This window comes from Cohnella boryungensis (assembly GCF_042651945.1).
GTDB lineage: Bacteria > Bacillota > Bacilli > Paenibacillales > Paenibacillaceae > Cohnella > Cohnella boryungensis.
Genome location: NZ_JBHSED010000067.1, coordinates 54,516 through 67,160 on the forward strand (window position 1 = coordinate 54,516; position 12,645 = coordinate 67,160).

The following is a 12,645-nucleotide window of genomic DNA, read 5'->3' on the forward strand; positions in this document are numbered from 1 at the left end:
CCTCTTTCAGTATTATTAGTGCCGTTACTTACCGGACAGGACGGCGTTGATTTGGGCCTGAATTTCATCGATCACTTTTTGCCCGCCGAGACTCGCCATTTTGTCCTCCAGCTTCGCCTTGCCTTGATCGGCAGGCAACAAGCCTTGACTAAGCGGCAGGAAGATCGAATCGTGAAGCGGCGTAATTTTAGCATATTCCGTCTTTACCTTTTCAGCGTTAAAGTTGAAACCCGCCGTTGGACTAAGCGTGAAATTGGCCGGGTTGGTGGAGAAGTCGAACCACTTCTTGTCATCGGCCGTCATCGTGGCCGGCGTGCGGTTCAGCGTTGGCCTCCAGGTCAACACATAGCCCGGGAACGAATAGTTGGACAGCACCTTGTAGCTCGTATCGCCGACAGGCTCCCAATCCTTCCCTTGAATGCCGTATTCCATCAAATCGTGGTTTTCCTTAATGGACATCCAATTGGCTACGTCCATAGCCAGATCGGCGTGCTTGGATGAAGTCGGAATGCAAAGGAAATTCCATTGCTGGAAAGCGGTATAAGGCTTGGCCTTATCCCCGTTCGGAACGAAAACCTCAAGCTTGTCGCTGCCGTCTTGCAGCATTTCCGAATATTTCAATCCCTCTACTCCATCAGCCGCATAATAGGTAGCCGCATATTTGCCTTGCTTGAACAGGGTTTCTGCATTTTGCTCCTGCGCGATGTTTTTGGAAAGTATGCCGTCCTTGTAGTATTTGGTGACGCGTTCATAAGCATCGGCAATCATCGGGCTTGCCCATTGACCGACTACTTTCTTGTCCTTGGTTGAATAGGCGAACATGTTGACACCGATTTCGAGCACTTCATCGAGAGCCAGATTAGCGGAATCGCTCAGGATAAACGGAAGTTTATCCGCTTTGATGCCGTTTATAACGAAGGGCTTAACATCCTTCTCGTTTTCCTTGACCGAATACAGGAATTTTTCCAAATCGTCGAGCGTTTTCAGCTCGGGAAGTCCGTATTTCACGCGCAAATCCTTGCGGATCAGCAGGCCATATACCTGACCTTGCGTGGTACCGAGCGGAATGCCCATAATTTTGCCGTCGAACTTGTTATAATTCCACATTTCATCGGGAATGGATGCCTTTAGCTCCGAACGCTCGGCCACCATCGCATCCAGCTCCGTCAAAGAATTGCTGGCGATCATCTGATTCATGGATAACCATGGAGCATCCAAATACATGTCGAAGCCTTCACCGGCAGACATCTTCACAGATACCGCGTTCCCGTAATCGGACCACGGCAAGAAATTGACATTCAAGGCGGCGCCGACGTTGTCCGCTTTTAATTTATCATTGACCGCCTGCAGCACATCGTCGAAGCCCGCCGGCTTATCCCCCGGGAAATAAGCTTTCAGCGTCACTGTTTCCTTCGTTGCGGATGCAGCGCTTTCCGTATTCGTTGGAGATTTCCCTTCATTGCCGCCATTATTCGACTTGCCTCCGCAGCCCGCCAGCATCAATGAAATAGCCAATACCGCGGTCGTCGCCGCGCCAAACTGTTTTTTGAATCTCATTTCGTTAACCTCCCTTATATATTGAAAAAAAGCATCTATGATTAACCGGACTAATCCGGTTAATGCCGGAAATCCTCGATTACCCTTTTACGGCCCCTACCGTTAGACCTTTGACGAAATACTTCTGAAGCATGGGATACAGCAAGACGATCGGGCCGATTGTCAATGCGGTTGTCGCCATCCGCACGCCGTAGGTGGGCGGCGTGACGGCAATGGCCGCAGCGGCGGGAATGAGATTTTTGGCGGCTTCCATATTGGATACCATTCGGCGCAGAATCAACTGCAGCGGGTACAGCTTCTCATTATCCACGAACATCAGTCCCATAAACCAGTCGTTCCAGTAGTTCAGAGCATAGAAGAGACCGACGGAAGCCAGAATCGGCTTCGAGATCGGGATCATAATTTGAAAGAAAACTCTCATTTCATTCGCCCCGTCAATTCTTGCGGCTTCCTCCAATTCCTCGGGAATCGTACGGAAAAAGCTGACAAGCAAAAAGACGAGGAACGGCTGGCATAACATCGTTAAGATGAGCACCCAGACGGTATTCTGCAAATGCAGCCACTGACTGACCACAATATAAAACGGAATGATGCCTCCGGAAAAAAGCATAGGCAGATAGCAAAAAATGAGAAAAGGCGTTTGCAGGACATTTCGCTTGTTGGCCAGAGAATATCCGAGCATTGCGGAAATGCACAATGCGCTTAATGCGCCTGCGACGGTGATAAATACCGTGACCGCATAGCCGTTAAACAGCACATCCGATTGCAACACCGCTTTATAAGCGTCCAGCGATAATTTTTGCGGAAATAATGTATACCCGTGCGCAATCAGTTCCCCCTCGTCCGTAAACGATCCGATGATCATCAGCAGAAAAGGAAACAGACAGAATAAGGTAAACAATGAAATGAACGTATAGGCAAATCCCGTAAAAGCTCGATCCGTAGCGCTCTGTTTCAGTCTCATCGTTATTTATTCTCCTAGAATAATGCGGATTCTTTAGACACTCTTCGGGTTACCCAGTTGGCGGTAATGACGAAGATCAGACCCATAACCGACTGGAACAGGCCAACCGCAGAAGACATGCCAAAGTCATGCAACTGTCTCATGGAGCGGAATACGAAGGTGTCGATAACGTCGGTAGTCGGATACAGCAAGGAATTGTCTCCGATGATGGCATAGATCATGGCAAAGTCCCCATTGAAAATCTTGCCTACGGCCAGCAAAGTCATGATCATAATGGTAGGAACGAGCAGCGGCAGCGTAATGCGCAGCACAATCTGTATCTTGGACGCCCCGTCAATCCGGGCAGCCTCGTACAAATCCTCCGATATGCCGGTAATCGCGGCCAAAAAAATAATCGAAAGATAACCGGCCCCTTGCCACACGCGAATCACCGTCAGAATGTAAGGCCATAGCTTCGACTCAAACATCCAGTTGACCGGCTCCAATCCCATGCTTTGCAGCCAGGTGTTGATCATCGGCTCTTCCCCGCCGAACAAGGATTGGACAATCATTCCTACCACAATCCAGGACATAAAATAAGGAAGAAAGATGAAAGACTGCGAAATTCGTTTGAAATACTTATTGCGAATCTCATTGAACATAAGCGCGATTAATACCGCAGCCGCCGTAGTAAACACAATGAACAGCATGTTCAGCGTCAGCGTGTTGCGCAGAATGACCCAGAAATCATCCGAAGTAAAAAAATAATCGAAGTTCCTAAAACCGACCCAATCGCTTCCCGTAATTCCTTTGGCAAAGTTATAGTCCTTAAAGGCGATCATAATCCCGTATATGGGAAAATAACTGAATACGAGGAAAAACAGCAGCCCCGGCACGGCCATAGCATATAGAAAAGGATTTTGAGCAATATGCTTCAGCTTGGACCGTTTTCTTGCGTTAAGTTGATATTGCATCGTTTTGCTTCCCCCCCTTTCATCGAAACCGGCAATCGCATCAGCGTCCCGTTATTTATGACGTTACCTTACCAAGTCCTCGCCGCAGCGGCAATTCCGGCAAGCTCCGATTTCTCCTGCAAGCGCAGATTTACGAACTTCCCAAAAACAACACTATTTCGAAAATCACCGATTCTGCAGATGGAAATGCTCGTTATGCTATAATTAAACCCACAAATTTATAGGCTCGGCAGTTATCATTACGGGGGTTCTAGAGCAATGAAATTCAGACTTCCACTTCTCGCATCGCTGAAGCGGCACCCGACTTATATGAAGCTTATTTTTTACTTTGTCAGCGCCAACGTTCTGGTTCTGGCTATTTCTTTTACGCTGCTTAATTGGCAGTCTTCCAAGACGCTTCTGGAAGAGATCGGCGATCACTCCGAATCCTTGCTGGAGAACGGCGCCCAGAACACAGCCCAACTGATGGAATGGGCTCTAGAATTCAGCTTCTCCTCCAGCAATGACAGTCCCCTCAAGGTGTATGCCCTTTCGGATCAATACAGCGATTTTGAAACGTTTGAGGTATGGAGCCGGCTCATGGACATTAAGAACGCCAATCCGTCTATCGACTCGGTATATCTGATCAACGATTACACAAATACCGTAGTAGATTCCAGACTTGGATTGAATGACGCGGAAGCTTTCTATGACCAGGACATTATTGAGCGCTTGCGGGATCCAGCTACAGCGGAGCATAGCGTTCTCATTCCGAGAACCTTGTCCATTCCTCTTGCCGGGAATAAGGCCAAAGAAGTGATTTCCATCGTCAGATTTTACGAAAAGGGCAGCTCCATCTCCGCTTTCGTTCTGAATATGGATACCCAACGTTTAATGACCTTGCTTCAGGACAATTCGACTTATGCGAACAGATCGGTCACGGTTCTGAATGATAGGGATGAGAAGGTTTTTAGCAGCATTCCTTTGAATACGGAACAAATCGCGGAGCTCAGGAGCCACGGGAATAAAGGCGAAAGCGGATGGAAGCTGTTTCAGCCCCGCAATCAGGGAGAGCAATTGATGGTTTACGCAAGCGCCTCCATTAAAGGAATTCAGGATTGGACCTTTATCGAAACGATACCTAAGTCTGTCATTTTGGGAAAAATCACTGTTCTTCGCAATACAAGCCTGATCTTGTTCTTCATCCTGTTCGTAGCCTCATTGACCGTGATCGTTCTGATTTCCAAACGGGTGTACTCGCCTATTCAAGAACTGATCGGCAGAGTGATGCGGCAGCATCAAGCCGAAAAGCCCGGCGAAGGATATAGCGCCAATGAGCTTGACTACTTATCCAATGTGTTTACGGCCCAACGCAATCAGATTCATGAACTGACCGAACAATGGCGGCATAATAAAATTTTGGGCAGGGAGCGGTTTTTGCGGGATTTTCTCGGGGGCATCTACCATTCGGCAGAGGAAATATGCTCTCAATTTCAAGAATGGGGAATCGATCTGCCGGAAGACCAGCTGTCGGCAGCCATCTTCCGAATCGACCGCTTCTCGGAATTTTCGGAGGCTTACCCGGAGAAGGACCGGCGTCTGCTCCGATTTGCGATGTCCAATATTATCCAAGAGTCGCTGCAATCGTCCAAACACAAGCTGCAAACGGTAGACATGGGGAACGACCACGTGGCGGTTGTCTTATCGGCGCCGTTGTCCGAAGAATTTGCGAAGAAGCTGCAAGTATCCCAACAGTTAATGGAGCAGTATTTGTCAATCGGCACGACCGTCGCTTGGGGTAGGACGTTGCCCAGCCTGACCGACATACATGAGATCTATATGGAGACGTATGAACTGACACAGGAACGATTCCGATTCGGGCACGGAGCGCTTATCGTGAATGCGTGGCTAGCCGACGCGCCCGGAGAACTGTATCATCTGCCTGTGGACAAAGAGCGACAGATTGCTCAGGCTCTTCCCAAGGGCAATGCGGATGCGGTTCTGGAAATCATACGCTCGGCCGTAGTCAAGCTGCGGGGACTGCCCTATTTTGAATGTAAAATGTCGTTGATTACCTTGTTCATGGACATACGCCGGCTCATGCAGGAGCACTCCAGTCAGCCGCTTCCCAGCTCATGGGGGCTAACCTCCATTGAGAATCAGATCATGCAGCAGGAGACGATGGAAAACGTGGTGCCATGGATGGAAGCGCTCGTAACCAAGACGCTCGAAGACATTGCGGCTGCCCGCGGTCAGTCCAAGAACGTGGCCCTGATCGAGCAAGCCGACCAGTTCATTGATAAGCAATTAACCGATCCGAACTTGTCCGCAACCATGTTGGCTGATCATTTGGGTCTGTCCGTGAACTATTTCCGCAGCTTGTATAAAGCGGAGACCAACCAATCGATTACGGATAAGATATCGGAGAAACGTCTGGATTGCATATGCCGGGAGCTGCTTGCCTCCGACTCGCCGATCGAGCAGATCATCCATAATTACGGATTTTCGTCGCTTAACACGTTCTATTCCATCTTCAAAAAGGTATATGGAATGACGCCGGCCCAATATCGGAGGATGCATAAAAACGGCGCTTGATAACATGCAGCATCGCATGCTCCTTCAGCCGCATAAGAACGGCAAAAAGCGCAAGCTCCATAGCCGGAACTTGCGCTTTGCGTTCACGCGATCTTACCTTCGTCTTAATCCCGCCTCGCTTACGCTCCCTCGGCCTTTTACGATGCGGCTTCGGAGGCTTCGGCCTTCGAGGCCTTGGGCAACAGGCCTGCAATGCCTATCTTGAGCGCTGCGATTACGAGCAGAACCGCGAAGATGACATGCATGCCTTCGGCCATCTGCGTCGGCGCTTCCTCGACAACGATTCGATTGAACAGCATGCCGAATACGGCTACCCCGACCGTCTGTCCCAACGCGCCCATCAGCGAGTTGGTCGACGTCGCCACGCCGCGCATCCCGGCCGCCGCCGAGTTTTGGATGGTCACGATCGCCGGCGTGCTGATGCAGCCCATCCCGAAGCCGACCAGCATGACAGCCCCAATGACATGCACGTAGGAGGAATCCATATTCAACGTATACAGCCACAGCGCTCCCCCCGCGACAAGGAAGGTGCCCAGGATCATGAACCTCTTGGCTCCGAAACGGAACATATACCGTCCGGACAGGAACGACGAGATCGGCCAGGTGAGCGACATCGGCATCAGCATAAGCCCCGACTTCGTAGCGCTGTACTCCATAACGTTCTGAATCCATAGCGGAATGTAGATCGTGACTCCCGCCACGATGCAAAACCCGAAAAAGCCGAGCACATACGGAATCGCCAGCCGTTTCTGCCGGAACAACAGCAGCGGCATCATCGGTTCCCGGGCTTTTCTCTCCACGAGCAGGAATGCGACCAGGAACGCGGCCGCAACCGCAAACATCGCGACAATCGGCCCCGAGTCCCAGGCATACGTTTCTCCTCCGGTCAACAGCGCAAGCAGCAAGCTTGATATACACACCGTGAACGTAAAGGCGCCCAGATAATCGATGCTGCTCTTCGTCGCTTTGGCAAAGCGCTCATGCAGAAAGCCGAAGACCAGCACGAACGAAAGCAGGCTGATCGGAACGTTCATGTAGAAAATCCAGCGCCAGGAAATGGCATCCACAAAATATCCGCCGACGAAGGGTCCGACCAAGCCCGCGATCGACCACATCGACGAAAGCACACCTTGCACCTTGCCCCGCTGCACGCCGGTGTATAGGTCTCCGATAATCGTGAACGTCACCGGGGTCAGCGCTCCCGCCCCGATGCCCTGAATGGCCCGGAACCAGATCAGCTCCGTCATCGACTGGGCCGCGCCGCACAGCACGGAGCCAGCCAGGAACAGAACCAAGCCGATCGTAAAAATCGATTTGCGCCCGAACAGATCGGCAAGCTTACCGAAGATGGGAGTCGTTACGCACGTCGTGAGCGTGTAGATCGAGAAAATCCAGCTGATCAGGCTGAGGCCTTGCAGATCCTTGGCAATGCTTGTCGTCGCGGTTGTCACGACTGTAGAATCGAGCGCTCCGATGAACAGCGCGGCCAGCAGGCCGGCGGTCACGAATGCGCGGTTCGTTTTCTTGGGGGACATCGAGCTTCCTTCTCTCTAGCGAATGCTGACTACTATTCTGTAACGATCATAGGCGCGGCTCGGAGCTTTGTCAACGCTGGAGGAAACCCGGACCGATATTGTACAATACAAGAAAAAGAGACATGTCCTCATCGGCTTCATCCATGCGTTAGCTCGGCTGTTCCTCCGTCGCCAAACGAAGCAAGAGCTGGGCAGTGTTATTCTGCCCAGCCCTCGTTATCTCCGCCCCTAGGGCAGCTTCAACAGTCTCTTCAACGTATCCGCATCGCTGGACGAGACCAGCTCCTCCAGATGCTCGAATATTTTCTGCTCGTCCCAGCTCCACCATTGCAGCTCCAGCAGCAAGGATATGACCTCGTCGTCGAATCTCTTCCGAATCGTCCGCGCCGGATTGCCTCCCGCGATGGCGTAAGGCTCGACGTCCTTGACAACCGTCGAATTCGCAGCCACGATCGCGCCGTGGCCGATCGTCACCCCCGGCATGACCGTTACCCCCTGCCCCAGCCATACATCATTCCCGATGATGGTGTCGCCTTTGAATGGCAATTGCTCCTTCGTCGGCGTCACCTTCTCCCAGCCTCCCGCAAAAATATTGAAGGGATAGGTCGTGAAGCCCTCCATCCTGTGGTTGGCTCCATTCATAATAAACGTCACGCCCTCGGCCAGAGCGCAAAATTTGCCGATAATCAGCTTGTCGCCCAGAAACTCGTAATGGTGCTGAATGTTGTCGTAGAAGCTCTCCGGCGATCTGCCGTTGTCGCTGTAGTACGTATAATCGCCGATTTCAACGTTTGGCCTGCCCGGCAAATTGTTAATGTAGCAGACGCTGCGTATCTGTTCGTTGGGATACAGCTTGTTTTTGTCCGGCGATACGGGCATAAGCGCACTCCCTCTCCTTGCCGGAGAAACCCGGAATTTCCGAGTCTCTTCCGCAATTAATGGCGCGGACTTTCCTCGATGACCTGCACCGATTTCGTAAGCTCCCGCAAAATATCCGACTGAAGCTGCGGCTCCTGATACAGCGCCTTGATATAAGCTTCGCCGGCTTGCCCCGACGTATAATGAGGCGGCACTTGATTCATCGTCCGCAATATGATATCCATCTGGCACTTCTCGCAATCGCACTTGAGAATGCCTGTTTTGACATAATGATCCTCGAACATGCCGCTGACAATCGGCTCCATCGCATTATAAATAGAAAGCTCGCGAGAAAAATACATAGGATACACGCTCCATCTGCCTAATCGGAACGAACGACTCAGTCGTGGAAAAATCCGAGTTTTCCCTTGCCGCCTGAATCGGACATCCACGCTCCCGTCCGGTCTTTGTTTATATCGGCTTTCAGCTCCTCGATCAATAGATCAACTTTCAATTCATGATCGTAGTGCATCTGCAGTGCGGCGGAAACGTACAGTTCGTTCAATTGAGCCAGCGAGAATCCCGCGGTCCGTTCGGCCATGTAGGCGACTTCGGCTTCGTCGGCCAGCTTCAGCATGCCCTTAAGCTTCAGGTAAGCGAGTCGAAGCGCTTCTCCCGGCTTCTTGACCTCGTAGGCCCGGTCGAATCTTCCCGCCCGGTTCATGAGCGCAGGGTCGATCTTCTCCGGGTAATTGGTCGTCCCGATCAGGAACAGCCCTTCCTTAGAGGTCGCCCCGTCGAGCGTATTGAGGAAATAGGAGCGGCAGCTTTCCGGCATGGAGTCGATATCTTCAATGACGAGTACGGCTGGCGCCGTCCGCATGGCCGCCTCGAATACCTCCTGTATCGATTCGCTGTTCGTATACTGGGTAATCTGCCAATAGGCGACAGGCGCCTGGATGCTGCTGACGATGGCTTTAACCAGCGTCGTTTTGCCGTTGCCCGGACTTCCGTACAGCAGTATCCCCCTCTTGTACGGAATATTGTAGCTCGGTAGAAGGTTCGGTCGCCAGAGAAAAATTCGTCGATAGACCGGTAAATCTCCGTCTTCAGCCTCTCCTCCAGAACGACCTCGTCCCGGGCAACTTCGCGGGCAAGGGATTCCCGCGCTTGGTCGAGCCCGTTGCGGGTGTCTGTAAACAGCGTGATCTTGCGTTGGCGCAAACGGCGCTCCTGACGATCCTGCAGCATTCGTCTCAGCCCTTCATCGCTTTCCGCGAAGATCAGATCCTCCCATCCGATCCCGTTCGCCATCAGAAACGGAATGCGAGCCATGGCGACTTTAAATCGGGGATATCCGAATACGTTATTGCGAATGGAAGGACCGATGTTGACCCGAATGCCTTCTGCCGAGGGGGAGTAGGAGAAGGAACGGGATTCCACCAGGTCGAAAATGCTCGCGACGTGCTCCAGCTCGGGATCGCTCTCGCGGATGTCCTCCTCAAGCTCGCTCCAGGCATCGTTCGAATCCTCCTGAAAATACAGAGAAAACTCGCATCCATAGCGTTCCTTAAGCATCTCGATGATGCGCTGAACAATCGACGCGTATTCAAAATAAACCTCGGAGGAAGGGGCGCTCTCTCCCCTTCCCGGGGTGCCGAAGGAGGCGACGCAACTCGGACGCTCGCCTCCTAGGCGGCTATGACAAGTTAAGGTATGAGTCATCTTCGTGAATTACACTCCTTTGATTGCCGCCAGAGGGCGGCACTTCGCCACGACGGAGGCAAGCCCGGCTCCGACGACGCTGGCTATAATCTGATCGATATCTTTATAGGCTTGCGGGCTTTCGTCCAGGATCGCTTCGAGCGACCGATGATTGACGACAATCTCGTCCTCGCGACCGATTCGCATCGCTTGGGAGAATTCCTCCACCTTGACAAGCTGCTTGGTCGCATTCCGCGAACGGACCCGGCCCGCCCCGTGGCAGATCGAATAATGATTGGCGGCCCCTCCAGGTGCTCCGACCATTAAATACGAAGCCGTTCCCATCGATCCGGGAATGAGCGCAGGGTGTCCCGTCGCAGCGTAGGCCTTGGGATTGTCGGGATGCCCGGGCGGCAGCGCTCGCGTCGCTCCCTTGCGATGAACGAACAGCGACTCGCCCTCCCGCTTCTCTTCCCAGGCATAGTTGTGCATAAGATCGTAAAGCGTGCTCATCTCGAATTTGGCGCCGAACGTTTCCTTGCATGCCTCCCGTATCGCGTATGCGATGAGATGCCGATTGACGACAGCGAAGTTTAAAGCGGAATACATCAGATGGACATAGGCTTTGCCCGCTTCGCTATGAAGCGGCGCGAACAGCAGCTTCGGATCCGCCGTCCCCCAGCCGCCCTGACGCATCGCCTTCGCCACTTCCGACCCGCAATACTGGTTGACGGCTCCGCCCCATGCGCGAGAGCCCGAGTGGATCATGACGGCAATCTGACCGTCGAAGAGCCCCCATTGCTTCGCTATCTCGCGGCTGCTTTCCTCAATCTCGATCGCTTGCAGCTCCACGAAATGATTGCCGCCGCCCAGCGTGCCGAGCTGGCGGTGCGCCCGATGCCATATCCGATCGGGGAAACGCGAGAGATAATCCTCGTCAAGGAGAAATCCGCTGCTCTCCACGCGGGTTAACGAGGTCGCCTGGCGCGGCGTATAGGCATCCGGGACGTACTTGCCCGGCAGCCCGTGCAGCCCTTTGGCGACTACGCGCTCCAGCCGAATGTCCGAGAACCTTCCGCGAGTCTGATTTTCTGTCGGCACCCTTTTTTCAATGGCTTTCACAAGTTGGCGGCGAAGCTTCACGTCACGCAGGTTCTCCGCCTTCAGGTTCGTCAAATGCACACGCATGCCGCAGCCGATATCGCTACCGACGATAGATGGCGATACGAAGGCAGATTCCGTCTCCCACACCGCGGTTGTGCCGATGCAGGTGCCTACCCCCACATGAACGTCAGGCGTATAGCTCATATAGCGGATATTGGGAATTTGCAGGTTATTGTTCGCCATTTCGAAGACTTTGGCCCCCATCGCCCCGAACAGCTCGTCTCCGGCGTACACATGAACGTCTCCCGCAGGAAGACTCACGCGCCGATAATAGGCTTCATGGGCGGAATGGTCGCTGCCGTTTATTTGATTCGTTTGATTAATTAACATAACTTTCGTTCAATCCTTTGCATTGAGAATAAATGATTCGTTCACAGGGTCATTCGGCAAATCGGTACAACAAAAAAGACCGCAAGCCATCGCTCACGGTCTTCCTGCACGTTGAATAATAACTATAGCGCTTGAAATCGGCCCTCCGCCGTCTCCCGCTATGTCTTCTTCTTCCTCGCCGATCTCCGAAGTGACCCATGAACTTGTCTTGTCGTATGCGATTGTCTGGTGCAAATGCGGCTAGCGTCGGACATCAGTTTCAGCAAAATCATGATCATGGGCCTCCTTGTCGTTAAGATAGTCGTAATTATATTCGCGAACTTCAAGCTTTGTCAACCTGAATTTCCCAATCACACGGCCCGAGCGAGTATGTGTTGGGAAAACATGAATTCCTCAGAGTCAGAGTTTGCACGGAGCAGGTGAGGAGAAGAGTAGTGCTGCAAAGTGGAACTAACGGCCAGCACAGAGCAGGTGAAGAGAAGAGTAGTGCTGCAAAGTCGAACTAACGAGCAGCACCGAGCAGGTGAGGAGATGAAGTAAAGTTGTTTGTGTACCAGCATTTGGAGCCTTATCAGGCAACAAAAAAGTAGGGTATTCTCGGGATTGCGACGTCCACAAGAAGGAGCCCTACTCGATGACAACTATACCCGATAACGCTTTTGACAATCTACTTGAAAATGCTGTAACTAAGCTCGTACAGGAGAAACTCGAACTCCTGCTTCGTGAAGAAATTAAAAATTACATTAGCACAGAGCACCAAGGACCGCGCACCAGTCTTAACGGTAACTATTCGCGTACTTACCAAACTCGCTACGGTACCATTGATGCGCTTCAAGTTCCGCGAGATCGAAAAGGTTACTTTCAAACGCGGTTGTTCCAGCCCTACCAACGTCGCGAAGGGTGGCTTGAAGAAGCCATCATTCACATGTACAAAGGCGGCATGAGCACGCGTGAAGTTGCCAAATTCATCGAGAGCATGTTTGGCACGCAGTACTCACCGACGACC

Annotated in this window: 10 protein-coding genes; 2 read left to right on the top strand and 8 right to left on the bottom strand. The window is 52.2% G+C overall.

The genetic code is table 11. From position 1 onward, the window contains the following. Positions 1–24: 24 nt before the first annotated feature. The 3 genes from ACFO1S_RS25755 to ACFO1S_RS25765 all read right to left on the bottom strand — a co-directional run bounded on the left by ACFO1S_RS25755 (position 25) and on the right by ACFO1S_RS25765 (position 3,474). Entirely contained in the window at positions 25–1,557 is a 1,533-nt protein-coding gene (locus ACFO1S_RS25755; RefSeq protein WP_204606012.1) for an extracellular solute-binding protein, read from the bottom strand. A gap of 79 nt (positions 1,558–1,636) precedes the next feature. Then, positions 1,637–2,521, bottom strand: coding sequence for a carbohydrate ABC transporter permease (locus ACFO1S_RS25760; protein WP_204606011.1), 885 nt, complete (start codon positions 2,519–2,521; stop codon positions 1,637–1,639). A 14-nt stretch (positions 2,522–2,535) separates the two neighbouring features. Beyond that, a complete protein-coding gene (locus tag ACFO1S_RS25765; protein WP_204606010.1) occupies positions 2,536–3,474 on the bottom strand; it encodes an ABC transporter permease in 939 nt (312 codons plus the stop codon). Between the two features lie 258 nt (positions 3,475–3,732). On the opposite strand from ACFO1S_RS25765, the gene ACFO1S_RS25770 reads away from it, so the two are divergent. Continuing rightward, a complete protein-coding gene (locus tag ACFO1S_RS25770) occupies positions 3,733–6,048 on the top strand; it encodes an AraC family transcriptional regulator (RefSeq protein WP_204606009.1) in 2,316 nt (771 codons plus the stop codon). Positions 6,049–6,185: 137 nt separating this feature from the next. Here ACFO1S_RS25770 and ACFO1S_RS25775 read toward each other — a convergent pair whose 3' ends face one another. The 5 genes from ACFO1S_RS25775 to ACFO1S_RS25795 all read right to left on the bottom strand — a co-directional run bounded on the left by ACFO1S_RS25775 (position 6,186) and on the right by ACFO1S_RS25795 (position 11,639). Continuing rightward, entirely contained in the window at positions 6,186–7,583 is a 1,398-nt protein-coding gene (locus tag ACFO1S_RS25775; RefSeq protein WP_204606008.1) for an MDR family MFS transporter, read from the bottom strand. 228 nt (positions 7,584–7,811) lie between these two features. Continuing rightward, positions 7,812–8,462 carry a Vat family streptogramin A O-acetyltransferase gene (locus tag ACFO1S_RS25780; RefSeq protein ID WP_204606007.1) on the bottom strand — a complete coding sequence of 217 codons (651 nt, stop codon included), beginning with the start codon at positions 8,460–8,462 and terminating at the stop codon, positions 7,812–7,814. 56 nt (positions 8,463–8,518) lie between these two features. After that, positions 8,519–8,803 carry a late competence development ComFB family protein gene (locus ACFO1S_RS25785; RefSeq protein ID WP_204606006.1) on the bottom strand — a complete coding sequence of 95 codons (285 nt, stop codon included), beginning with the start codon at positions 8,801–8,803 and terminating at the stop codon, positions 8,519–8,521. A gap of 38 nt (positions 8,804–8,841) precedes the next feature. Beyond that, positions 8,842–9,603: an AAA family ATPase gene (locus ACFO1S_RS25790; protein ID WP_378127836.1), complete on the bottom strand. Its 762-nt coding sequence runs from the start codon at positions 9,601–9,603 to the stop codon at positions 8,842–8,844. Positions 9,604–10,175: 572 nt separating this feature from the next. Further along, positions 10,176–11,639 (bottom strand): RtcB family protein, encoded by a 1,464-nt coding sequence (locus tag ACFO1S_RS25795; RefSeq protein WP_204606005.1) that lies wholly within the window; start codon positions 11,637–11,639, stop codon positions 10,176–10,178. 634 nt (positions 11,640–12,273) lie between these two features. Between ACFO1S_RS25795 and ACFO1S_RS25800 the strand changes: the two genes are divergently transcribed. Continuing rightward, the coding region (locus ACFO1S_RS25800; protein ID WP_378127830.1) for a transposase at positions 12,274–12,645 on the top strand (372 nt) is incomplete at its 3' end.

What these genes read in the sequence shown, in the direction of transcription:
- ACFO1S_RS25755 (WP_204606012.1), bottom strand. Translation starts at nt 1,557, where the DNA reads ATGAGATTCAAAAAACAGTTTGGCGCGGCGACGACCGCGGTATTGGCT.
- ACFO1S_RS25760 (WP_204606011.1), bottom strand. Translation starts at nt 2,521, where the DNA reads ATGAGACTGAAACAGAGCGCTACGGATCGAGCTTTTACGGGATTTGCC.
- ACFO1S_RS25765 (WP_204606010.1), bottom strand. Translation starts at nt 3,474, where the DNA reads ATGCAATATCAACTTAACGCAAGAAAACGGTCCAAGCTGAAGCATATT.
- ACFO1S_RS25770 (WP_204606009.1), top strand. Translation starts at nt 3,733, where the DNA reads ATGAAATTCAGACTTCCACTTCTCGCATCGCTGAAGCGGCACCCGACT.
- ACFO1S_RS25775 (WP_204606008.1), bottom strand. Translation starts at nt 7,583, where the DNA reads ATGTCCCCCAAGAAAACGAACCGCGCATTCGTGACCGCCGGCCTGCTG.
- ACFO1S_RS25780 (WP_204606007.1), bottom strand. Translation starts at nt 8,462, where the DNA reads ATGCCCGTATCGCCGGACAAAAACAAGCTGTATCCCAACGAACAGATA.
- ACFO1S_RS25785 (WP_204606006.1), bottom strand. Translation starts at nt 8,803, where the DNA reads ATGTATTTTTCTCGCGAGCTTTCTATTTATAATGCGATGGAGCCGATT.
- ACFO1S_RS25795 (WP_204606005.1), bottom strand. Translation starts at nt 11,639, where the DNA reads ATGTTAATTAATCAAACGAATCAAATAAACGGCAGCGACCATTCCGCC.